Here is a 23,258-nt window from a genome sequence, read left to right as displayed (position 1 = left end):
AGGCGGCATCCCCTTGCATGTTTGGCCAAAACCCTTGCCGTAGAAGGCCAAGGGAATGCCTTACACTGCCCTCAGCGCATCGCGCATATCGATATAACGATCCACACACGAACCAAGATGTTCACACGCATTCGCGAAGATATTGGCGCCATCATGGAGCGAGACCCGGCCGCACGCAGCCGCTGGGAAGTGCTGACCTGCTATCCGGGTCTGCACGCCGTCATCGTCCATCGGGTCGCGCATGCGTGTTGGCACGGTGGCTTCAAACTGCTGGGGCGATGGTTCTCGCATCTCGGGCGCTTCCTGACCGGCATCGAGATCCATCCAGGTGCGAGCATCGGCCGGCGCGTGTTCATCGATCACGGCATGGGCGTGGTGATTGGCGAGACCGCCGAGATCGGTGATGACTGCACGATCTACCAGGGCGTGACGCTGGGCGGCACCTCGCTGTACAAGGGCGCCAAGCGCCACCCGACGCTCGGCAAGGGCGTAGTGGTCAGTGCAGGCGCTAAGGTGCTCGGCGGCTTTGTCATCGGGGATGGTGCGCGCGTGGGGTCCAACGCGGTGGTGCTCAAGCCGGTGCCGCCGGGCGCAACGGCTGTTGGTATTCCAGCACGCATCATCGAACGCGATGTGGCGACCGAGGCCCAATCTGCGCTCAAGCAGGAGTTCTCGGCCTACGGCATTACGCCCGATGCAGATGATCCGGTGTCGCTGGCGCTCAAGCGGTTGATTGACCACAGCGAGCTCCAGCAAGAACGCATTGAGTCGATTCTTTCCGCGCTCGATCGCCTGGGCGCGCACCTGGAGAACTCGCCGAACGATCCGTTCGATGCGAGCGAGCTGAAGCGGATGTTGAAGTAACAAAAAACAGAAGGGTGGGTGACGGTAGCTTATGCCGTCACTTGCTCTACCGTCAGCACGCCGTTTTCCAGCTTGAGAAAGCTGCCGCGCGGCTTTGGGTTGTCGAAATCCCAGTCGGAGAGCACCCAGCGTTTACCGCTCGGCTCGTGGTGCAATTGCGGGCGATGCGTGTGGCCGTGGATCAACGTGGGTGTGCCTGCGGCCTTGAACAGTACGTCGACGGCTTCGGGAGCCACGTCACCCATCATTGCTGCGGCGCGCGGTTCGCCCGCCACGTTGGCGGACATGGCGCGGCCAGCTTCGCTTTCGGCGCGCATCTTCTGCGCGATCTTCATGCGCCAGCGCAGCGGCATCGTCAGGAATATCCACTGCACCCAACGCTTGCGCGTCCAGTGGCGAAAGCGCATGTAGGCCGTGTCACGCGTGCAGAGGGCATCGCCATGCGCGAGCACGATGCGCTGGCCATCGACTTCGATCACGCTGGGGTCAGGCAGCAGCGTCGCGTGCGCGGCGGCCAGAAAGCGTTTGCCGAGCAGGAAATCGCGGTTGCCGTGCATGAACAGCACGCGCGTGCCGGTGTTCGCCAGTTCGGCGAGCAGATTGGCAACGTGCTGGTGGAACGGATCGGCAAGTTCTTCATCGCCAACCCAGTATTCGAAGAAATCACCCAGGATGACGAGCGTGCGGGCTTCGCGGGCGCGCGTGCGCAGGAAGCGCTCGAACGCAGCTGCCGTGGCCGGCATGCTGGCCGTCAGGTGCAGATCCGAAATAAAAAACACCGGCCCGGAAACCCGGACCGGTGTCTTCAGCGCGGATGCCGTAGTGGCGTGCGCCGTGTCGATCATTCGATCACTTCAGCGCTTTCGATGATCACGTCTTCCATCGGTACGTCCTGGTGGAAGCCGCGGTTGCCGGTGCGCACAGCACGGATCTTGTCGACCACGTCCATGCCTTCCGTCACTTTGCCGAACACGGCGTAGCCCCAGCCCTGCGGTGTGGGGGAGGTGTGGTTCAGGAAGTCGTTGTCGACCGTATTGATGAAGAACTGGGCCGTGGCCGAGTGCGGATCGTTGGTGCGTGCCATGGCAATGGCTCCGCGCTCGTTCTTCAGGCCGTTGTTGGCTTCATTGTCGATCGGGGCCTTGGTCGGCTTCTGGTTCATCTTCTCGCCCGGCTCAAAGCCGCCGCCCTGGATCATGAAGCCCTTGATGACGCGGTGGAACACCGTGCCGTTGTAGTGGCCGTCCTTGACGTAGGCAACGAAGTTGGCAACCGACTTGGGTGCCTTTTCAGCGTCCAGGGCCAGGGTGATGTCGCCGTGGTTGGTGTGCAGCTTGACTTGGGTCATGGTGAATTCCTCGAATTCCTTGGGGTGAAGCAGAAAGGGTTACTTGGAGACGACGGTTACCGATTCAATCAGGATCGGCTTCACGGGCACGTTCTGGTGCGGGAACTTGGTGGCGGTTTCCACTGCCTTGATCTTGTCGATGGTGTCGGTGCCGTCAACCACCTTGCCGAAGACGGTATAGCCGTAACCGTCCTGACCAGGGTAGTTCAGCATGTTGTTGTCGACCACGTTCACATAGAACTGCGCGGTGGCGGAGTTCGGGTCCATGGTACGGGCCATGGCGACCGTGTACTTGTCATTCTTCAGGCCGTTCTTCGATTCGATCTCGACCGGCGGGCGGGTGTCCTTCTGCTTCATGTCGGGGGTGAAGCCGCCGCCCTGGATCATGAAGCCGTCCATCACGCGGTGGAAGATCGTGCCCTTGTAGAAGCCGTCCTTCACGTATTGCAGGAAATTGGCGACCGTCTTGGGGGCCTTGTCCGGGTAGACCTCGACGGTGAAGTTACCCATCGACGTCTTGAACTGCACGCGCGGTGCCGGCGTGGCGGCCGCAGCTGCGGACACGGCCAGTGCGCACACGAGCCCGGCAAAGAGAGAGCGAATACGGAGCATGGTCTGGGAGAGAGAGCTGGGGGTGGGAAAACGGAATCGGCCGCTTCTTGTGGTTACTTGGCCGGTTTTGCGCTCACGCCGCTGGCGGCGGGCACCGCGGCTGCGGGTACGGCGGGTTTCGAGGGGGCACTCGCCGGACGCACACCCGGTACGTTGGGCAGGGCATCGAGACGGGCGCGTGCAGCGGTGTTCTTGGGGTTGAGCTTGAGCGCACCCTGATACGACTGCGCGGCCAGGCGGACGTAGACGTCGCCGAGGTTGGCTTGCGCCTGGGCATTCTCCGGTGCTACGCGGCTCGCCATGATGAGGCTTTCGCGGGCGCGCAGCAGCTCACCGCGTTCTGCGTAGAGCGCAGCCAGATTGATGTACGGCTCAGGTAGTTCGGGGAAGTCCTGCGTCATCTGGCTGAATGCAACGATGGCGTCGTCACCACGACCCAGGCCGGCAAGCGCCACGCCGCGCTGGAAGCGGGCCTGTGCATTGCGCGGTTGCTCGGCGACCTCTTTGTCCAGTTCGCCCAGCGCCTGGGTGTATTGCTTCTTGGCGAGCCAGTCGTCAATACGCTTCTGGCGCGCGACCTGCGGCTGTTGCTGGTTGCTGGGCGTCAGATCGGCCGGCAGGGCGATGCCGGCGGTCTGGGCAAGGGCGGGCGCGGCTGACGTGACAAGTAGGGTGCTCACGATGGCAGCGCACAGGGTAGCAGCGTGCGGGGCTATAGCGCGATCTCGCAGCGGTCTGTTCATGAGAATCGGTTCCGTTATACTCCGCCGCATTCTAACAAACCGTCTTTGTGCGCAGCAGCGGCAATGCGCACCGGAAAAGGTTCTTGACGGAGAGCATGCCGGGCGCATTGACAGCCCGCACCGCCGCCCCCGTTGATGCAGTTCCGGTAAGATATGCCGCTAGCTTTACAGTGCGTCGCCAGCCGGCGCTCTGCGCCCGCCGGCATCCAGCCCAGTACCTCAGTACGTGGCGGCGCACCGAATCTCCCGACACCGCTTCATGGAATCACTCAAGATCTATAACACGCTCGCGCGTGAGAAACAGACGTTCGTCCCCATCGAGCCCGGCCGCGTGCGCATGTACGTGTGCGGGATGACGGTGTACGACTACTGTCACGTCGGGCATGCGCGGGTCATGGTGGTGTTCGATATGGTGCAGCGCTGGCTGCGCGCATCGGGCTACGACGTCACGTACGTCCGCAACATCACCGACATCGACGACAAGATCATCAAGCGCGCGGTCGAGAACGGCGAGACCATGAGCGCGCTCACGGGCCGCTTCATCGCGGCCATGCATGAAGACGCCGATGCGCTTGGCGTGCAACGCCCCGACTACGAGCCGCGCGCCACCGAATACGTGCCGCAGATGCTGAGCATGATCGGCAAGCTGCAGACCAATGGCTTGGCCTATCAGGCGACCGATGGCGACGTGAACTACGCCGTGCGCAAGTTTCCGGGTTACGGCAAGCTCTCGGGCAAGTCGCTGGAAGACCTGCGCGCCGGCGAGCGCGTGGCCGCCAACGACGCCAAGCAAGATCCGCTGGACTTCGTGTTGTGGAAGTCTGCCAAGGCCGATGAGCCGGCCGAGAGCCGTTGGGCTTCGCCGTGGGGCGAGGGCCGTCCAGGCTGGCATATCGAGTGCTCGGCCATGAGCTGCGAACTGCTCGGCGAGCATTTCGACCTGCACGGCGGCGGCGCTGACCTGCAGTTCCCACACCACGAGAACGAGATCGCCCAGTCCGAAGGCGCAACAGGCAAGACCTTCGTCAACACGTGGATGCACAACGGCTTCGTGCGCGTGAATGACGAGAAGATGTCGAAATCGCTTGGCAACTTCTTCACCATCCGCGATGTGCTCAAGGTGTACGACGCTGAAGTCGTGCGCTTCTTCATTCTGCGCTCGCACTATCGCAGCGACCTGAATTACAGCGATGCCCATCTGGACGACGCCCGTCACGCGCTCACGCGCCTGTACACCGCGCTCAAGGATGTGCCCGCTGCGGCCGATGCCCAGCCCGATTGGAATGAGTCGCACGGCAAGCGCTTCCTTGAGGCGATGAACGACGACTTCAACACGCCGGTGGCGGTGTCGGTGCTGTTCGAGCTGGCAAGCGAAGTGAACAAGACGCGCTCGCCGGAATTGGCCAATCAACTGGCCGCGCTGGCCGGGGTGATGGGCCTGCTGGGGCGTGATCCGCACGCGTTCCTGCAGGGCGGCGTAACGGCTGATGGCCTGGATGCTGCCGCCGTGGAAGCACGCATTGAAGAGCGTCGTGCGGCCAAGGCGGCGCGTGACTTTGCGCGTGCGGATGCCATTCGCGCCGATCTGCTGGCTGCCGGCATCGTGCTGGAAGACAAACCGGGTGGCGTGACCGAGTGGAGACGCGCATGAACGCGGTGGCCAAGAAAGCCAGCGCAGTGCGCAGTACGGTTGCCAAGAAGGCACCGGCCGTGAAGGCCCCTGCGAAGAAGGCGGACGCCAAAAAGGTTGATGGCGTTACCAGCAAGGCAGCGGCTGCCAAGAGCGCGACCATCAAGGTTGCCGACAAGGCGCCGGCCAAGCGCGCGCCTGCATCGAAGGTGCCCTTGCCTGAAGCGCTCGCCACCAATGAGCCGGTGCCGGCTGAGGTGGTGCTGTCCGGCCCGCCGGAGTATTGGCAGGAGGCCTGCGCAGACTTGATGAAGCGCGATCGCATCCTGCGTAAGATCATTCCCGCGTATGGTCCTGCGCACCTGGCTTCGCGCGGCGACCCGTTCGTCACGCTGGCGCGGTCGATTGTTGGTCAGCAGATTTCGGTCAAGGCGGCGCAGTCCGTGTGGGAGCGGGTGGCGGCCACATGCCCCAAGCTGGTGCCCGCACAGTTCCTACGAGCCGGTCAAGAGAAGCTGGCGGGCTGTGGCTTGTCCAAGCGCAAGGCCGAGTACATCCTTGACCTTGCCGATCACTTTCGCAACGGCACGGTGCACGTCGCCAAGTGGGCCGAGATGGACGACGAGGATGTGATCGCAGAGCTGACGCAGATTCGCGGCATCGGCCGCTGGACTGCAGAGATGTTCCTGATGTTCAACCTGATGCGTCCGAACGTGCTGCCGCTGGATGACATCGGGCTGATCAACGCAATCTCACAGAATTATTTCAGTGGCGAACCCGTCACTCGCAGCGAAGCGCGCGAAGTGGCCGCCAACTGGGAACCGTGGCGCACCGTGGCCACTTGGTATATGTGGCGCAGCCTGGACACGGCGACCACCTATTGATCTGTTAATTTCGATGAAACGCGCAGCGTCGATCGGCGGTCAAAATCCGGTAGAATGCGCGCCTTCAAGAGCCTTTCAGAAGATCCATGAAAACAACCTTCCTGGAGTTCGAGCAGCCGATCGCAGAACTTGAATCGAAGATCGAAGAACTTCGATTCGTTCAAGACGATTCCGCTGTCGATATTTCTGAAGAAATCTCCCGCCTGGCCTCCAAGAGCCAGCAGCTCACCAAAGATCTGTACGCCAACCTGACCCCCTGGCAGGTCGCACAGATCGCCCGGCACCCGCAGCGTCCGTACACGCTCGATTACGTCCGCGAAATCTTCACCGACTTCCACGAACTGCACGGCGACCGCACCTTCGCGGACGACCTGTCAATCGTGGGCGGTCTGGCGCGCTTCAACGGCCAGGCATGCATGGTGATCGGCCACCAGAAGGGCCGTGACACGAAGGAGCGCGCGCTGCGCAACTTCGGCATGTCCAAGCCCGAGGGCTACCGCAAGGCCAAGCGCCTGATGGAACTCGCCGACAAGTTCGGCCTGCCGATCTTCACCTTCGTCGATACGCCGGGTGCATTCCCCGGTATTGATGCTGAAGAGCGCGGCCAGTCGGAAGCCATCGGTCACAACCTGTTCGTGATGGCTGGCCTGAAGGTGCCCCTGATCGCCACCATCATCGGTGAAGGCGGTTCGGGCGGCGCGCTGGCCATCGCCATGGGCGATTCGGTGATCATGCTGCAGTTCGCCACGTATGCCGTGATCTCACCGGAGGGCTGCGCGTCGATCCTGTGGAAGACCGCCGAAAAGGCACCGGAAGCCGCCGAGGCGATGGGGCTGACGGCGCATCGCCTCAAGGCCTTGGGCCTGATCGACAAGATCGTCAACGAGCCGCTGGGTGGCGCGCATCGTGATCCGAAGGGCATGGCCTCGATGCTCAAGCGCGCACTAGCTGAATCGCTGCGCCAGTTCCAGGGCATGAAGACGTCGGAATTGCAGGCGCGCCGTCATGAGCGCCTGATGGCCTATGGCAAGTTCAAGGAAATCGAAGGGCGCTGATTTGTTCGCCCGGCAGGCCTTGCTGGTCGATAAGGTCGCACAACGCGTTGCCGCGTGTGCGGCCTTTGTTGTTTCTGGCGAGGTGCCGACGGTGGCGATTGCCCTGTCCGGCGGGCGTGATTCCGCGGCGCTGCTGCACGCGTGCGCCGCGTGGCGCGATGCTGGCGTGCGCGTGCGCCTTGTCGCCCTGCATATTCACCATGGCTTGCAAGCAGACGCAGATGCGTGGGAGTCCGCTTGCGCTCGCATGGCCCAGGCCGCGCGTGTTGAATTCCATGCGCGCCGTGTGAACGTTGCCACCGATGCGGGGCGAGGTGTGGAAGCGGCGGCGCGCGAGGCCCGCTATGCCGCATTGGCTGACCTGTGCGTGCAAACCGGCGCGACGATTCTGCTCACCGCGCATCACCAGGACGATCAGGCCGAGACTGTCTTGCTGCAACTGATGCGCGGCGCTGGTCTCGACGGCCTTTCCGCCATGCCGATGACCCGCGCGGGTGGTCTGACGTTGCTGCGCCCGTGGCTGGACGCGCAACGCGCGGACATCGAGCAGTACGCACAAGCCAACGCGCTCGAATGGATCGACGATCCTTCCAACGAGGATGCGCGGTACGCACGCAATGCGTTGCGGCCTTTGCTGACGGGAATGGCAGGGCATTTCCCCGCCTATCGTGAAGCGCTTGCTCGCAGTGCGGCCCATCTGGCGGATGCCGCAGCGTTGATCGACGAGATTGCGCAGGCGGATCTGGCGCAGATCGCCTCGGCGGGTGAACTCGATGTGGCGTTATTGGCGGCGTTGTCTGAGCCGCGTCAGCGCGCGGTGCTCCGCGCATGGCTGGCCCAAGCGGGTATGCGTGCGCTGTCCACGGGCCGCCTTGAGGATCTACGCACACAGTTGATTGATGCGCGCAGCGACGGCGCGCTGTGCATTGCATTGCCGGCTGGGCGCGTCAGGCGCTATCGCGGGGCTGCGTGGATCGAGCCCGCTGTCGGTGGTGCGTCCACGCCAGTGTTTGTTGCCATTGATGCCGGGCTGTTCGACCCGACGCGACAGGCCGATCAACGCGTGAATGTCGCCGAGTGGGGTGGGGCGCTGGTGTTTTCACCCGTGGCAACAGACGGTATTGCGGTGCAAACCTTGCAAGCGCCGCTGTCTTTGGTGCACCGCCGTGGTGGTGAGCGCATCGTGCTGCGCCCGGGCGGCCCGTCGCGCGCACTCAAGCAGGCCTATCAGGAAGCCGGTATTCCGGCCTGGGAGCGCCAGCGTTTGCCGCTGCTGTACGCCGGTGATGCATTGGTTTTTGCGGCCGGCCTGGGCGTGGACCGAGCGGTCGCTGCCAGCGGCCCGGGCTGGCAAATCGCATGGTTTGCGACCGTCCAGGGTGCGCTCTAATACACATCTTCACCGGCGAATTGCTTGCCGATCGATGCAAACTGCTGTATTTTCAAAGGCTTTTGCACCGTTCCGCCTCCTCTCGATCTTTCCAAGATGGCTCTCATCGTTCACAAGTACGGTGGCACCTCGATGGGTTCAGTTGAACGCATCAAGAATGTCGCCAAGCGCGTTGCCAAGTGGCACCGTGCCGGTCACCAGATCGTGGTCGTTCCGTCGGCCATGTCCGGCGAAACCAACCGCCTGCTGGGTATGGCCAAAGAGATTTCGGCCCAGCCTGACCCGCGTGAACTCGACATGATTGCCTCGACTGGCGAGCAGGTGAGCGTGGGCCTGCTGGCCATCGCGTTGCATGCTGAAGGCATCGACGCCCGCAGCTACACCGGCTGGCAAGTGCCGGTGAAGACCGATTCCGCCTACACCAAGGCCCGCATCCAGTCGATCGACGACGAGCGCGTACGCGCTGATCTCGACGCCGGCCGCGTGGTTGTCATCACGGGCTTCCAGGGCATTGACGACGAAGGCCACATCACCACGCTCGGCCGTGGTGGTTCGGATACCTCGGCCGTGGCGGTTGCTGCCGCGCTCGAAGCCGACGAGTGCCTGATCTACACCGACGTGGACGGCGTGTACACGACCGACCCGCGCGTGGTGGACGACGCCCGCCGCCTGGACAAGATCACCTTTGAAGAGATGCTGGAAATGGCCAGCCTCGGCTCCAAGGTGCTGCAGATTCGCTCGGTGGAGTTTGCCGGCAAGTACCGCGTGAAGACCCGCGTGCTGTCGTCGCTGACTGATCCGCTGATGTCGCTCGACGTCGAGATGAACTCGGGCACGCTGATTACTTTTGAGGAAGATTCGAACATGGAAGCCGCCGCCATTTCCGGCATCGCCTTTGCCCGCGACGAAGCCAAGATCACCGTGATCGGTGTGCCGGACAAGCCCGGCATCGCCTATCAGATCCTGGGTCCGGTTGCCGATGCCAATATTGACGTCGACATGATCATCCAGAACCAGTCGGTGGAAGGTAAGACGGACTTCACCTTCACCGTGCCGCGCGGCGAATACCAGCGCGCACTGGCGATCCTGAATGACAGCGTGAAGGGCCATATCGGCGCCGCCAGCGTGTCGGGTGATCCGAAGGTGTCGAAGGTGTCGGTGGTGGGTGTGGGCATGCGCTCGCACGTGGGCATCGCCAGCAAGATGTTCCGCACGCTGTCGGAAGAGGGCATCAACATCCAGATGATCTCCACCTCGGAAATCAAGATCTCGGTGCTGATCGACGAGAAGTACATGGAGCTGGCCGTGCGCGCGCTCCACAAAGCATTCGAGCTGGATCAGGCGTAACTGACTGACCGGTGCCGGGTGGCCGGGGTGGCGACCCTCGGGAGCCACAGATTCTCACCGCGTGTCATGCAGTTGTCGTTGACCAGGTGGGGTGAAGTGGCTAGAATACGCGCTTCGTTGCACGGGCTCCTTCGTGCGACGGTCAGTTTGGGAGACGTGGCCGAGAGGTCGAAGGCACTCCCCTGCTAAGGGAGCATCCGGGCCAAAACCTGGATCGAGGGTTCGAATCCCTCCGTCTCCGCCAGTTTGGCGCTTCTCGCGGGAAGCGCATATAACAGGCGGATGCGAGTCGAGTTGACGTGACGGCTCGCATTGCACTGCACGTCAAAAAGCCCGCATGGTTTGCGCCATGCGGGCTTTTTCTTTGTCTGCCGCCTCGGCGGGCTTCACGTGCATGCGCCATCCGAAGATGGCGCACATGCATCGGCGCATCAGCCTTGGCCGACGCTCTCCGGCACGCCTGCGGTCACGTTGAAGCCGCAATCGACGTAGGTGATCTCGCCGGTCACGCCGCTGGCCAGGTCCGACAGCAGGAACGCAGCCACGTTGCCGACTTCTTCGATGGTGACGTTACGGCGCAGCGGGGCCACGTCTTCCATGTACTTGAGCAGCTTGCCGAAATCCTTGATGCCGGATGCGGCCAGCGTCTTGATCGGGCCAGCCGAGATGCCGTTGGCTCGAATCCCCTTCGGCCCCAGCGCGCCGGCCAGGTAACGCACGCCGGCTTCCAGCGAGGCCTTGGCCAGACCCATCGTGTTGTAGTTCGGGACGATGCGCTCGGCGCCCAGGTAGGTCAGGGCGAGCAGCGAGGCATTGGGCGACAGCATCGGCAGTGCGGCCTTGGCCAGTGCCGGGAAGCTGTACGCCGAGATGTCGTGCGCGATGCGGAACGACTCGCGCGACAGGCCATCGATGAAGTTGCCGGCAATCGCCTCGCGTGGCGCAAAGCCGATCGAGTGCACCAGGCCATCGAAGTGGCCCCAGTGCTGGCCCAGGTCTTCGAACACCTTCGCGATCTGCTCATCGCTGCCGACGTCGCAGTCGAACACCAGCTTGCTGTCGAACTCGTTGGCGAATTCGGTAATGCGGTCCTTGAAGCGTTCACCGACGTAGGTGAAGGCCAGTTCAGCGCCTTCGCGCTTGCAGGCGTTGGCGATGCCGTAGGCGATCGAGCGGTTGGACAGAAGGCCGGTAATCAGAATGCGCTTGCCAGCGAGGAATCCCATGGTTTCTCCGTACAAATGTGGGGCAGCGTCGCGCCCGTATGTCACTGCGGTCACTCAGCAGCGGTATCTGGAGGGCACGAGGCAATTAGGGTCGGCGCGATGATACCGGAAAGCGCTGGGCGTCTGCGCTTTTGGGTGCCGCTGCATGTGCTGCATTCGTTGCCGTGTCACCCTTGTCAATGCGGGACGATCCCCGGGCCAGAATTGACGGGAAAGCCCGAATAGGGCGTTAGAATCGTCTGAAACAGGTTTTCATACAGTGATCGATCTGGATCCACGCATGCAGGGACAACGGGGGCAAGGGGCGCAATGAGCGCAATGGGCGTACTTGCAGCGGTACATCAGCCGTACTGGCGACGACATCGGCAGCACCTCGCAGCGCTGGCCTGCCTTGTGACGACCTTCTGCGCGGCACCGGCCTGGGCGGCGCATGGTTATGCGGAATATGGCGATCTCAAATATCCGGCCGGTTTCTCGAATTTCGGCTATCTGAATCCGAAGGCGCCCATTGGCGGCATGCTGCTGCTGGGCAACCCCGACCGGCGCACGAGCTTCGACAAGTTCAATCCGTTTACGATCAAGGGCACGTCTGCGCCGGGGCTGACGCAGCTCGTGTTCGAGACTCTGCTCATCACAAGCTGGGATGAGACTGCCAGCGGCTACGGCCTGCTGGCTGACGATGTGACGGTCGCACCGGACGAACTCTCGGTTACTTTCCACATCAACCCTCGCGCACGTTTCTCCAATGGCGATCCGGTGCGTGCATCCGATGTGAAGTACTCCTACGACATGCTGATGGGCAAGGGCGCCAGCCCCGCCTATCGCAGCATGACAGCCGATGTGTCCAAGGTGACGGTGGTGGATGCCGCCACCATTCGCTACGACTTCAAGCGCCGCAACAAGGAGTTGCCGCTGATCGTTGGCGGCCTGCCGGTGTTCTCACCCAAGTGGGGCAAGGGCAGCGGCAAACCGGACGATCCGGATGGGGGGAGGGACGCGACTTTCGATAAGCTCACGTTCCAGGACCCGATTGCCAGCGGTCCCTATGTCATCGAGCGCTTTGACCCGTCGCGCGGCATTACCTTTCGCCGCAACCCGGACTACTGGGGCCGTGAGCTGAACGTCCGGCGCGGCTCGTTCAACTTCGAGCGCATTCAGTACAAGCTCTACAAGGACCAGACCGCGCGTCTGGAGGCGTTCAAGGCCGGCGAGTACGACGCGATGGTCGAGTACCTTGCCAAGAACTGGGCCAAGAGCTACGTGGGCGTGAAGTTCCGCAGCGGGGAGCTCATCAAGAGCGAGTTTCCGCACCGCAACGGCGCGGGTATGCAGGGTTTCCTGATGAACTTGCGTCGACCACTGTTCCAGGATTTGCGGGTGCGCAAGGCGCTCACGCTGGCGCTGGATTTCGAGTGGCTCAACCGGCAACTCTTTTATGGAGCGTATCGCCGGCTTGACAGTTATTTCACCAACAGTGAGCTGGCCGCCTCCGATTCGCTGACCGGCATGCCGAGCAAGGGCGAGCTGGCACTGCTGGAGCCGCTGCGCAGCCAGCTCGATCCGGACGTGTTCGGCATCCTGCCCGCGCCGCCCTCGACGGATCCGCCCAGTTCGCTGCGTGACAACCTTCGCCAGGCGCGCCGCCTGCTGGCCCAGGCCGGCTGGACGTATTCCGACGGTGCGTTGCGCAACGCTCGCGGCGAGCCCTTCGTCTTCGAGATGCTCGATGACGGCGGGGCAATGAGCCGTGTCATGGCCGCGTATGTGCGCAACCTGGAGAAGCTCGGCATCCAGGTCAACCAGCGCATGACCGATTTTGCGCTGTACCAGAAGCGGCTCGAAGAGTTCGACTTCGACATGATCTCGCTGCGCTTTCCCGATTCGCAGAGCCCCGGCAATGAGCTGAAGGATCGCTTCGGTTCGGCGGCGGCGGACGAGCAGGGCTCAGACAACGTGATCGGTCTGAAGTCGCCGGCTGTGGATGCGTTGATCGACGATGTGCTGCGTGCCAACAACCGCGATGAGCTGATCATCGCCTCGCGCGCGCTCGATCGTGTGCTGATGCACGGCTATTACGTGATTCCGCACTGGTATTCGGCCGTGCACCGCGTCGCTTACAACAAGAACCTGATGTATCCGGATCGCCTGCCGTACTACTACTCGGCCGAGGCCTGGGTGCTGACGGCCTGGTGGCGCCAGCCGGAGTCTGCCAAATGAGCCGCCCAATGACCGTATCGGTGACACCATGTTTGCCTACCTGATCAAACGGCTGCTACTGCTGATCCCGACGCTCATCGGCGTGGTCACGCTCACCTTTGCGGTGATCCAGTTTGTGCCCGGCGGTCCGGTCGAGCAGATGATGCTGGAGATGAAGGGGCGCAACGGTGTCGGCGAGGCTAGCGGTGGCGGGGCATTTGATTACCGCGGTCGCCGCGGAGTCGACCCCGAGAAGATCAAAGAGATCCGCGCGCTGTATGGCTTCGACAAAGGTCCGGTCGAGCGCTACTTCCTGATGCTTGGACGGTTTGCCCGCTTCGACCTGGGTGAGAGCTACTTCCAGCACCGCAGTGTGTGGGAGCTCATCAAGTCCAAGTTGCCGGTTTCGATCTCGATTGGGCTGTGGACGTTCTTCCTGACCTACCTGATAGCGGTGCCGCTTGGTATCGCCAAGGCAGTGCGGGCGGGCAGTCGGTTCGATCTGGTGACGAGCATCATCGTGCTGGTTGGCTATGCCATTCCGGGCTTCGTGCTGGGCGTGCTGTTGCTGGTGCTATTTGGCGGCGGAACGTTTTTCCAGTGGTTTCCGATTCGCGGCATCACGTCTGACAACTGGGACCAGCTCAGCCTGCTCGGCAAGGTGACGGATTACCTCTGGCACATCGCACTGCCCGTGACGGCATCCGTGGTGGGCAGCTTTGCCGTCATCACGATGTTGACGAAGAACGCATTTCTGGAGGAGATCCGCAAGCAATACGTGCTGACTGCGCGCAGCAAGGGCTTGTCGGAGCGGCGCGTGCTGTGGAAGCACATCTTCCGCAATGCGCTGCTGCCGTTGGTGACCGGCTTTCCGGCGGCCTTCATCGGCGCGTTCTTCACGGGCTCGCTGCTGATCGAGCAACTGTTCTCGCTCGATGGCATGGGGTTGCTGTCGTATGAGGCGGTAATGCGCCGTGACTACCCGGTCGTGCTCGGCACGCTGTACCTGTTCACGTTGATCGGCCTAGGGGCGCGATTGATCTCCGACGTGTGCTATGTGCTGGTCGATCCGCGTATTCACTTCGGCTCGGTCGGGCGATAGGCGGGCAGGCGATCATGACTCAGTATTCACGCACATCTGCCCATCCGACCAACACGGCTGTGCCGCACGCGCATGCGGTCCGCCATTCGCCGTCGCCGCTCAAGCGCGCTTGGCGACGCTTCAAGCAGCACCGATTGGGTTACTGGAGCCTGATTCTGTTTGTGGTGCTGTTCGTGCTCAGCATGGGCGGCGAGCTCATCTCCAACGATCGGCCGCTGGTGGTGAAGTATCACGGCACTTGGTACTTCCCCATCGTGAAGACCTACCCGGAGACAACCTTCGGCGGCGACTTTCCGACACCCACGGATTACCTCGATCCATTTATCCGTGACAAGTTTAAGGAGCCGGGGAGCTTTGCGATCTACCCGCCCAATCCGTATTCGTACGAGACGCTGAACTACTTCTCGAAGGAGCCCAACCCAGCGCCGCCATCGGCCGAGAACTGGCTTGGTACGGACGATCGCGGCCGTGATGTGTTCGCGCGGCTGCTGTACGGCTTCCGGGTGTCGGTGCTGTTCGGGCTGGCGCTTACGCTGATCGGCGTGGTCGTCGGCACGCTGACCGGCGCGCTGATGGGCTTCTTTGGTGGACGCTTTGATTTGTGGTCGCAGCGGCTGATCGAAGTTTGGAGCTCCATGCCGGAGCTGTACCTGCTGATTATCTTCGCGTCGATCTTCACCCCCAGTCTCGGGCTGCTGATCATCCTGCTGTCGCTGTTCGGCTGGATGAGCCTGTCTGACTATGTGCGTGCCGAGTTCTATCGCAACCGCTCGCTCGACTATGTGAAGGCTGCGAGGACGATGGGTCTTTCCAGCTGGCAGATCATGTGGCGCCACATCATGCCCAACAGCCTGACGCCGGTCATCACGTTCCTGCCGTTCCGTATGAGCGCGGCCATCCTGGCGCTGACCAGTCTCGACTTTCTCGGCCTCGGCGTGCCGCCATCTACGCCCAGCTTGGGCGAGTTGCTGGCGCAGGGCAAAGCCAACCTTGATGCGTGGTGGATCTCGCTATCGACTTTCGTGGTGCTTGTGCTGACCCTGGTGTTGCTGACCTTCATGGGCGACGCACTGCGCGACGCCTTCGACACGCGCCTGTCGTTCGCGCAACTGCGTGCGCGCCAGAAGCCGGCGGGGGTGAAATGACCCGCGTTGATCTGCGTTCCTCCGGGCCCAAGTACGACGGCCCGCTGTTGCGGCTGGACGACCTGTGCGTGCACTTCGAATCCGAGCACGGTGAGGCAACCGAGGCCGTCAAGCATGTCTGCCTCGACTTGCATGCCGGTGAGCGCTTCGCGCTGGTGGGGGAGTCGGGCTCGGGTAAGTCGGTCACGGCACTGTCGATCATGCGCTTGCTGGCCGACGCGCAATACAGCGGTCGCATCCTGTTCGAAGGCCGTGACTTGCTGGCCGCCAGCGAGCGCGAGATGCGCGGCCTGCGTGGCGCCGACGTGGCCATGGTGTTCCAGGAGCCGATGACGGCGCTCAACCCGCTATACAGCATCGGCAACCAGATCGTCGAGACGCTGGAGCTGCACGAGGGGCTCGACAAGCGTGCCGCCAAGGCGCGCGCCATTGCGCTGCTGGAGCGTACTGGCATCGCCGAGGCGCCGCGCCGCTTTGATGCCTTTCCGCACCAGCTCTCGGGCGGCCAGCGCCAACGCGCGATGATCGCCATGGCCCTTGCGTGCTCGCCCAAGCTGCTGCTGGCGGACGAGCCGACCACAGCGTTGGACGTGACCGTGCGCATGCAGATCCTGCAGTTGCTGCGCGAGTTGCAGGGCGAGTTTGGCATGGCCATCATGCTGATCACGCACGACCTGAACATGGTGCGCGCCTTTGCCGAGCGTGTTGGCGTCATGGAGCGCGGCGTGCTGGTGGAGTCCGGTGACACAGCAACCGTATTCGCGGCCCCGCAGCACCCATACACCCTGCGCCTGCTGGAAAGCCGCCCGCAGCGTGACGTGCTGCCGCTGGTGCCGCTTGCGCCCGTGCTGCTCGAGGCAGACAAACTCACCGTCACCTACGAGCGCCATCGCCCGGGGTTTGCTGGCTGGTTCCGTAGTGATCCGTTTACCGCGGTCGATGCCGTCTCGCTGCAATTGCGCGAAGGCGAAACGCTGGGCATCGTCGGTGAATCGGGCTCGGGCAAGACCACGCTCGCGCAGACGCTGCTCGGGCTGCAGACGCCCAGGGGTGGAGACCTGCGCTTTCTCGGCAACTCGCTGCTGCACATCTCGCGCGATGAGCGCCGCGCGGTGCGTGCTCGCATGCAGGTGGTGTTTCAAGATCCCTATGGCTCGCTCTCGCCCCGCATGACGATCGAAGAGATCGTCGGCGAGGGCCTGGCGCTGCATCAGCCGCACGTGAACCCGACCGAGCGTCGGCATCGCGTGATCGAAGCGCTGCGCGAAGTGGGGCTGGATCGCACCGCGCTGGGGCGTTACCCGCACGAATTCTCCGGTGGGCAGCGTCAACGCATTGCGATTGCACGTGTGCTGATCCTTAAACCACAGGTGCTGGTGCTCGATGAGCCGACTTCAGCACTTGACGTGTCGATTCAGCAGCAGGTGCTGTCGCTGCTGGGGGGGCTTCAGAAAAAGTACAACCTGTCGTATCTATTCATCAGCCATGACCTCGCCGTCATCCGTGCAATGTCGCATCGCGTGGTCGTGATGAAGGACGGAAAAGTGGTGGAAGAGGGCGACACGGAAGTGGTGTTGGCATCACCCTCACACCCCTATACCTGCAAGCTGATGGCCGCCGCTTCGCTCATACCGTCAAGGGATAACCCGTAAAAACGGCCGACTGCGCCCCAGAAGAGTGCAGTTTTGAAAGGTCTGCATTGTAAGGGTGCGCTTCTAAAGTCATGTCTAAGTGCCTGATTCGCATATGAATTCAGGCGAATTTGTAACGACCTTTGACAAGTCAAAGTGTGACTTTTATCATCCTGCGAGATTGTTTTGAGCAGGATTCGGACGCGTCTCATTTGCATTCACGCATAAAGAGCCGATCATTCCGACTTTCCCAGGAGAACCGATGCAGCACTTCGTACTTCATTCCATGGCGCGCCTGGCGGTAGGGGTTGTGATCGGCTGCGGCGTGATCGTGTCGAGTGCAGTGCAGGCTGATACGGTCTTCAAGGACACGGAAGTTCGGGCCGACGTGAAGCCGGAAGCCAAGCCTGGTCTCATCTCCAACGTCATGACCAAAACCGGCGACGTCGTCATGAACGCACTGGGCATGATTGGTCTGCGTTACCGTTTTGGCGGCAACACGCCGGAATCGGGCCTCGACTGCAGCGGCTTTGTCCGCTACGTCTTCAACGACACCTTCGGTTTTCTGCTGCCGCGCCGCGCTGTTGAGATGAGCCGCGTTGGCACGAGCGTCGACATGGCCGAACTGCGCCCCGGTGACCTAGTGTTCTTCAATACTATGCGCCACACGTTCTCGCACGTCGGCATCTACATCGGCGATAACAAGTTCGTGCACGCACCGTCCACCGGCAGCAAGATCCGCGTGGATGACATGACGGCCTCGTATTGGGTGACGCGCTATAACGGTGCGCGCCGCATCGAGAACAGCTCGGGTACCCCGATCAAGGAAGGCGCTGACAACTTTGTCGAGCAACTCAAGCGCGTGGACCCGAACGCTGCTGGCAAGCCGCTGGCTCTGTACGGCGGCTGATCTGGTCAGCGCTCAGTAAAAAGACCGCCACGGCGGTCTTTTTTGTTGCGTATCGATTGGGAGTCAGTGCGCCGGCAGCGGAGCGGCCACCGCGGTTTGCGGCAAGCGCAGCTTCTCACGCAGCAATGGCATGGCGGCCTGTGCGGCTTGCTCGCCGGCGAGGATGGCCTCGTTGCGCGCGGTAAAGTCGCTGCCCTTCACAAACGGCAGGGATGGCGTGATCACCACGTCGGCTTGCGCCAATTCTGTCTTGTTGATGCTCTGACCCATGATGGCAGTCGTCTGCAGCAGCATGCTGGCTTGACCCGAGACCGCCTGGTTGGACGGGTCTGCGGAGATGTTCACGGCAATCACGAATGTTGCGCCCATCTGCTTGACGTACGAGACCGGTACCGGCGCCACCAATCCGCCATCCACATATTGATGCCCGCTGATGGTGACGGGCTGGAACACTCCCGGGATGCTGCACGACGCGCGCACCGCCTGACCGGTATTGCCGCGGCGGAACAGGATCGGCTTGCCACTGGCCAGGTCCGTGGCGACGATGCCCAGCGGAGTGCGCATCTGTTCGATGGTCTTCTGCTTCACGAGGCGGTTGATGTATTTCTCCAGCGCCTCACCCTTGAGCCAGCCGCCAAAGCGCGTGCCGAACGGCAGTGCCCAGTCGGCAATCATGGCCTCGTCCATCTTCAGTGCCATGCGGTTCATCTCCAGGCCGGACATACCCGACGCGTAGATGGCTGCCACCACGCTACCCGCGCTCGTGCCGGTAATGAAGTCGATCTGGATGCCTTGTGCCTCCAGCATCTTGATGACACCGATGTGCGCGAAGCCGCGCGCGGCGCCACCGCCCAGCGCCAGCCCGATGCGTACGGGCTGGGTGGCAGGCTGTGCCGTGGGCGGCAGCACGGCCGTCGGCGGCGTCACGGGGGTGTCAGTCTTGCCGGACGAGAAGCCCGTCACGGTGCAGGCGGAGAGCAGGGAGGCGCCGGCGGCGCCCAGAAAGAGGCGGCGTTGCATGGATCGATTTTGAGGGCCCAGGGGTCGCGCGAAGGTGCGCGGCCGGCCGCCATTGTGCCAAAGATCGACGGCAAGCTGAGCGCGCCGCTGCCGTCAGTTGTGAATCCAGAGATGGAACCTCCCGTCTCCCGTTTTGACGACCCGTGCGCTGAAGGGTTTCTCCCGGGGGAACGGGGGATCTTTGCGCCAATCGTGCACATCAGCAATATTCGGCGTATTGCCGCATTGGGCTGAGTCTTTGACTTCTGCGCGCACTCTGAGATCTGCGTTGTCGGAAATGCTAAATCTTTCGATAGCATTAGGCCTGACAAAACGCGCGTGCTGGATTTCCCACGGCCTGATGCTGTAGGACTGATAGATGGTGATCCAGGTGCAGTTTTGGGTCTCATTCTTGACGGTGAGAATGAAGGCCGGTGCTGCAGTCGATGGCAGGGTGAGCGCAAGCAGCACGGTGGCTAATAGAGGCGTACGCATCGTTGACTCCGGTGGGGGTGTTGGTGAGTGCCGGTTCCCGTACGGCGTAGGATTCGGCGGCGTCAAAAAAGGCACCTCGCGGTGCCTTAGGTTTTGGTACGCAGGAGGCGTCAAGGGTTGTGCCAGTGCCCGCCGGACGCGTCACCCCGCAAGTGGATCGAGTCGTGGTCCGTCTTGGTCAGGTATTGGCGTGTCGTGGTCGTCCAGCGGTGCGGCTCCGCGGTCGGGTACTCGGCGAGCAGCTTGTACTGCGAGCCGATCGCATAGAACCCCGACGTGAACTCGTGATTCTTGCCCTTATCCACGTTGCCGTAGCCGATCTGCTGGCCGAACGGATCGTAGATCGTTACCCAGATGCTCTGATCTGAGTCGTTGAACACTTTGAAACCAGCCATGTGCTCTGCTCCTGAAGGCGTCGCTTGAGAGCGATCTTTGAGGATTACGGCTTGATGTGGCGGATCTCGGTCAGGTGTGCATCGCCCGACAGCGGCTTGTGCACATAGACCAGTGCCGGGAATTGCGTGTGCGGCGTGATGTAGGTGGTCGTGCCGGTGCACAGGAACGCGTAGTTGGTGCCGGCAACCACCTGCGTTGCAAAGGCCGTCGGGGTGTATTGCACGCCCACGAGATTCCCGATGGCCTCCTTGAGTACCGTCTTGGCTTCGGCTGTGATTTCATAATCGAATTCGGTCCAACCGCCAACGATTTGCGTCATGTTATTGACTCCTAGAAGGTCGCATTGAGAGAGAACCTGTTGCCGTTGCGACCGACAGCCGCAGGTTGATAGGACCGTTTCCCGTGTCTCAAAAATCAGCGTGAATATCGGTGATGCGGTACCCGGTGTCTGTAGAACAAAGGCGCTACAATCGCCGGCCCTGAACCGTCGTACATTTATTTCCCCATGGAAACTGCACGCACCGATTCAGCCCCGCCGCATATTCGCGTCGCCATCGTCGAGGACGATGCGGGTTTTCTCGCTGCAGTCAGTCATGCAGTGAATACGGCGCCGGACATGCGGCTGGCCGGGCAGGCCGGCACGCGGGCCGAGGGGTTGGCGATACTGCAGGGGACACCGGTAGACGTACTACTGGTCGACCTGGGTTTGCCGGATGGCTCCGGCATCGACGTCATCCAGGCAGCCGCACAACGCTGGCCTGGCTGCAGCATCATGGTCAGCACCAACTTTGGCGATGAGACGAACGTGATGCGCTCGATCGAAGCCGGCGCGGCAGGCTATCTGCTCAAAGACAGCTCGCCGGCGCGGATGCTGGACGAAATCCGTAGCCTCGCCAGCGGTGGCAGCCCGATCAGCCCGATCATTGCCCGGCAGATCCTGGCCCGTTTTCGCCAAGGCAGCGGCGGTGCGCGCGAGCAGGCCGCTGCGCCGGATCTGCTGTCGGCTCGCGAGAAAGAAGTGCTCGACCTCATTACCAAAGGCTTTACCGCGCAGGAAATCGCCAGACTGATGCAGGTGTCCCACTTCACCGTGCGCTCGTTTGTTCGGCGTATCTACAGCAAGCTCAAGGTGACTTCCAAGGCAGAAGCCATTTACGAGGCGAGAAAGCTCGGATTATTGGACGATTAGCGCGTGGACTGCGGTTTCGCCCTTTTTCAATCACCGCGCATTCGTCATTCCCCTCTTGCGAGGGGGTAAAACCGGGAACTTGATTTGATGCTGCCGGCGATATGCTTGCGGCATGAAAATCCTGCCCGCTTCTCTATTTGCCAACGCGGTCTTTGCTTTGTCGTTGGCATTGTTGATGGCGGTAGGCGTCTGGTATCTGAAAGCGGATGGCACGCAGTTGCCCGACGCTACACGGCATCTCACGCAGGCCGATTTGCTGAACGCCGATGTGCCGGATCGGACACCGCCGCCTGCAACCGTCGATAGCAAGACCTTGCCGGGCGTCTGGCAACCCGTCGTGTTGCCCTATGCGCAGCCGTTCGCCCTGCCGCAGCAAACCGGCGCGAGCGCAGGTGCCGCTGGCAGCGTCCGCACAGACTGGTACAGATTGTCCGTGCATGGGGTGCCTGATCCCGGCCAGCCTCTGGTGCTGTACGGCGTTCGTATCAAGACTGAGGGCACCATCGCCGTGTATGCCAACGGCAGGCTGGTGCATCGGGCGCAAGAACACGGCCCGCTATGGAATAGCCTGTTCACGCCCCTGTGGGTGGTGCTGGACAACGCGGTAGAGGATGCGCCACCGACAGAAATCCTGATTCGTATCCAACACCCACCGCATACTCGGGAAGCCATCTCCTCGTTCTGGCTCGGGCCTGCCGATGCATTGCGCGGACGCTACTACGCCCGACAGTGGCTGCAGCGCGAATTGCCGGCAACGCTTAGCGCGGCATTCTTGGCGGTGGGTGTCTTTGCCCTGTTCGTGTGGTTCCGGCGCGGTCATGAGCGCCGCTATCTGCTGTTCTTCCACCTTGCTGCCGTTTCGTTTGCTGGGCATCTGCACTACTACGTGGGCTTGCCCATCGTTGGCGGCTGGTTTGCCTGGCTGACCAGCAACGCGTTGTTCTGGCTACTGACGGTTATTCATCTATTTATGCGGCAGTTGCATGGCCGTCGGCTCACATGGCTGACGCGCGCGGTGATTGGCGTGTCGTTGGTGGTGAGCGTGCTGTCGCTACCCATGGTTGGCGTGCTGCCGGTCTATCCGAGCACGTCGATTCTCGTGCCGGTGATTTACGGTGTTGCCGTAGTGCAGAGCGTGGTGGTCAGCGTGGTCGGGGCCATCAGTTCCTGGCGGCGCTCGGTGGATGGGCTTCTGGTGGCGGTGGGCCTGTGTGTCTGCAGCTTGCTGGGGATGTCGGAATGGCTGATCTACAACAACGTGATCAGCGTGGAGGGCTGGTTTCTCGGCGCATATGCCAACGCCGTCACATTCGGCGTGTTCGGCTTCCTGATGTACCGGCGCTATATCAGTGCGATTGTTGAAGTCGAGCAGGTCAATGCAAATCTGGCGTATCGCCTGCAAGCGCGCGAGGCGGAGCTGGAAGAGAGCCACCGCCTGCTGCGCGAGGCCGCGCTGCGGCAAACCATCAGCGACGAGCGGCAACGCTTGATGCAGGACATGCACGATGGGCTCGGCGCATCGTTGATCAGCGCGATCCGGTCGGTAGAGCACGGCGGTGTGAGCGATCTCAAGGTCTCGCAAATCCTCAAGGGCTGCCTGGATGACCTGAAGCTGACCATCGATTCGATGGAGCCCATCGAAGCCGACCTGTTGCTCCTGCTGGCCACGCTGCGCTTTCGCCTGGAGCCTCGCCTGGAGGGCTCCGGCATCGCCCTGCGGTGGGAGGTGCAGGCGCTGCCCGCGCTGCCATGGCTGGACCCTTCCAGCGCACTGCACATCCTGCGCATCGTGCAGGAGAGCATCGCCAACATCCTGCACCACACCCGCGCCAGCGAGATTCGTGTGGTCACCGCCCGTGTGGGGGAGGGCGTGACGGTGAGCATCGACGATAACGGCCAAGGCTTCGACGTCAGGCATGCGCTGGCCGCCGCCGCCGGGCGGGGTTTGCACAACCAGCAACGCCGCGCCCATGCCATCGGCGGCACGGTGGGTTGGCGTTCAGGGCCAACGGGAACGCACTTCACGCTATGGCTGCCGCTGACCCGGTGAGGCATCTCGCCGGCAATACCAACCGCCTGGTCTTAACGCGAACGCG

The 23,258-nt window shown here is 62.3% G+C and carries 22 protein-coding genes and 1 tRNA gene; 14 read left to right on the top strand and 9 right to left on the bottom strand.

From position 1 onward, the window contains the following. The first annotated feature begins 78 nt into the window (after positions 1-78). Positions 79-864 (top strand): serine O-acetyltransferase, encoded by a 786-nt coding sequence (cysE, locus tag R2N11_RS08750; RefSeq protein ID WP_430715424.1) that lies wholly within the window; start codon positions 79-81, stop codon positions 862-864. Positions 865-893: 29 nt separating this feature from the next. On the opposite strand, the gene R2N11_RS08745 is transcribed toward cysE, so the two are convergent. Genes R2N11_RS08745 through R2N11_RS08730 form a run of 4 tightly spaced genes read right to left on the bottom strand, consistent with a single transcriptional unit; the run spans position 894 to position 3,567 of the window. Beyond that, entirely contained in the window at positions 894-1,709 is an 816-nt protein-coding gene (locus R2N11_RS08745) for a UDP-2,3-diacylglucosamine diphosphatase (protein ID WP_316680811.1), read from the bottom strand. Beyond that, positions 1,706-2,212 (bottom strand): peptidylprolyl isomerase, encoded by a 507-nt coding sequence (locus R2N11_RS08740; RefSeq protein WP_199027098.1) that lies wholly within the window; start codon positions 2,210-2,212, stop codon positions 1,706-1,708. Before R2N11_RS08740 ends, R2N11_RS08745 begins: the two co-directional genes overlap by 4 nt. A 39-nt stretch (positions 2,213-2,251) precedes the next feature. Further along, positions 2,252-2,824, bottom strand: coding sequence for a peptidylprolyl isomerase (locus tag R2N11_RS08735; protein ID WP_316680810.1), 573 nt, complete (start codon positions 2,822-2,824; stop codon positions 2,252-2,254). Positions 2,825-2,877: 53 nt separating this feature from the next. Continuing rightward, entirely contained in the window at positions 2,878-3,567 is a 690-nt protein-coding gene (locus R2N11_RS08730; RefSeq protein WP_199027094.1) for a tetratricopeptide repeat protein, read from the bottom strand. A gap of 259 nt (positions 3,568-3,826) precedes the next feature. On the opposite strand from R2N11_RS08730, the gene cysS reads away from it, so the two are divergent. The 6 genes from cysS (at position 3,827) to R2N11_RS08700 (ending at position 10,117) form a co-directional block, all read left to right on the top strand. Next, positions 3,827-5,218 carry a cysteine--tRNA ligase gene (gene cysS / locus R2N11_RS08725; RefSeq protein WP_199027092.1) on the top strand — a complete coding sequence of 464 codons (1,392 nt, stop codon included), beginning with the start codon at positions 3,827-3,829 and terminating at the stop codon, positions 5,216-5,218. After that, the gene (locus tag R2N11_RS08720) at positions 5,215-6,081 is read left to right on the top strand and encodes a DNA-3-methyladenine glycosylase family protein (RefSeq protein WP_199027090.1); all 867 of its coding nucleotides are present in this window, start codon (positions 5,215-5,217) and stop codon (positions 6,079-6,081) included. Before cysS ends, R2N11_RS08720 begins: the two co-directional genes overlap by 4 nt. Before the next feature lie 86 nt (positions 6,082-6,167). Then, the gene (locus tag R2N11_RS08715; protein ID WP_199027088.1) at positions 6,168-7,136 is read left to right on the top strand and encodes an acetyl-CoA carboxylase carboxyltransferase subunit alpha; all 969 of its coding nucleotides are present in this window, start codon (positions 6,168-6,170) and stop codon (positions 7,134-7,136) included. Further along, the gene (gene tilS, locus R2N11_RS08710; protein ID WP_199027086.1) at positions 7,105-8,526 is read left to right on the top strand and encodes a tRNA lysidine(34) synthetase TilS; all 1,422 of its coding nucleotides are present in this window, start codon (positions 7,105-7,107) and stop codon (positions 8,524-8,526) included. Before R2N11_RS08715 ends, tilS begins: the two co-directional genes overlap by 32 nt. 96 nt (positions 8,527-8,622) lie before the next feature. Next, on the top strand, positions 8,623-9,873 hold the full coding sequence (locus tag R2N11_RS08705) for an aspartate kinase (protein WP_199027082.1): 1,251 nt from the start codon (positions 8,623-8,625) through the stop codon (positions 9,871-9,873). A gap of 150 nt (positions 9,874-10,023) precedes the next feature. Next, a tRNA-Ser gene (locus R2N11_RS08700) sits at positions 10,024-10,117 on the top strand. A 187-nt stretch (positions 10,118-10,304) separates the two neighbouring features. Here the strand turns inward: R2N11_RS08700 and fabI are convergent. Next, positions 10,305-11,099: an enoyl-ACP reductase FabI gene (gene fabI / locus R2N11_RS08695; protein ID WP_021194147.1), complete on the bottom strand. Its 795-nt coding sequence runs from the start codon at positions 11,097-11,099 to the stop codon at positions 10,305-10,307. A 318-nt stretch (positions 11,100-11,417) separates the two neighbouring features. On the opposite strand from fabI, the gene R2N11_RS08690 reads away from it, so the two are divergent. From R2N11_RS08690 to R2N11_RS08670, 5 genes are all read left to right on the top strand, one after another. Next, positions 11,418-13,316, top strand: a complete 1,899-nt coding sequence (locus tag R2N11_RS08690; RefSeq protein ID WP_316680809.1) for an extracellular solute-binding protein — start codon at positions 11,418-11,420, stop codon at positions 13,314-13,316. Positions 13,317-13,344: 28 nt separating this feature from the next. Further along, the gene (locus R2N11_RS08685) at positions 13,345-14,397 is read left to right on the top strand and encodes a microcin C ABC transporter permease YejB (RefSeq protein ID WP_316680808.1); all 1,053 of its coding nucleotides are present in this window, start codon (positions 13,345-13,347) and stop codon (positions 14,395-14,397) included. Between the two features lie 14 nt (positions 14,398-14,411). Beyond that, entirely contained in the window at positions 14,412-15,542 is a 1,131-nt protein-coding gene (locus tag R2N11_RS08680; RefSeq protein WP_199027078.1) for an ABC transporter permease, read from the top strand. After that, entirely contained in the window at positions 15,539-17,194 is a 1,656-nt protein-coding gene (locus tag R2N11_RS08675; RefSeq protein ID WP_316680807.1) for an ABC transporter ATP-binding protein, read from the top strand. Before R2N11_RS08680 ends, R2N11_RS08675 begins: the two co-directional genes overlap by 4 nt. A gap of 241 nt (positions 17,195-17,435) precedes the next feature. Next, positions 17,436-18,083, top strand: coding sequence for a C40 family peptidase (locus tag R2N11_RS08670; RefSeq protein ID WP_199027074.1), 648 nt, complete (start codon positions 17,436-17,438; stop codon positions 18,081-18,083). A 63-nt stretch (positions 18,084-18,146) separates the two neighbouring features. On the opposite strand, the gene R2N11_RS08665 is transcribed toward R2N11_RS08670, so the two are convergent. The 4 genes from R2N11_RS08665 to R2N11_RS08650 form a co-directional block, all read right to left on the bottom strand. Then, positions 18,147-19,103, bottom strand: coding sequence for a patatin-like phospholipase family protein (locus R2N11_RS08665; protein WP_199027072.1), 957 nt, complete (start codon positions 19,101-19,103; stop codon positions 18,147-18,149). Positions 19,104-19,196: 93 nt separating this feature from the next. Further along, complete coding sequence (locus R2N11_RS08660) at positions 19,197-19,577, bottom strand: hypothetical protein (RefSeq protein ID WP_316680806.1); 381 nt, start codon at positions 19,575-19,577, stop codon at positions 19,197-19,199. Positions 19,578-19,687: 110 nt separating this feature from the next. Further along, positions 19,688-19,972, bottom strand: coding sequence for a hypothetical protein (locus R2N11_RS08655; RefSeq protein ID WP_316680805.1), 285 nt, complete (start codon positions 19,970-19,972; stop codon positions 19,688-19,690). Positions 19,973-20,016: 44 nt separating this feature from the next. Continuing rightward, the gene (locus R2N11_RS08650; RefSeq protein WP_316680804.1) at positions 20,017-20,292 is read right to left on the bottom strand and encodes a hypothetical protein; all 276 of its coding nucleotides are present in this window, start codon (positions 20,290-20,292) and stop codon (positions 20,017-20,019) included. Between the two features lie 186 nt (positions 20,293-20,478). On the opposite strand from R2N11_RS08650, the gene R2N11_RS08645 reads away from it, so the two are divergent. Together R2N11_RS08645 and R2N11_RS08640 are read left to right on the top strand one after the other, a co-directional pair. Then, entirely contained in the window at positions 20,479-21,162 is a 684-nt protein-coding gene (locus tag R2N11_RS08645; RefSeq protein ID WP_316680803.1) for a response regulator transcription factor, read from the top strand. A gap of 112 nt (positions 21,163-21,274) precedes the next feature. Next, positions 21,275-23,212, top strand: coding sequence for a sensor histidine kinase (locus R2N11_RS08640; RefSeq protein ID WP_316680802.1), 1,938 nt, complete (start codon positions 21,275-21,277; stop codon positions 23,210-23,212). Positions 23,213-23,258 lie beyond the last annotated feature (46 nt).

This window comes from Ralstonia flaminis, assembly GCF_958415495.1.
Taxonomy (GTDB): domain Bacteria; phylum Pseudomonadota; class Gammaproteobacteria; order Burkholderiales; family Burkholderiaceae; genus Ralstonia; species Ralstonia flaminis.
This window is presented reverse-complemented; position numbering and strand designations above follow the sequence as displayed.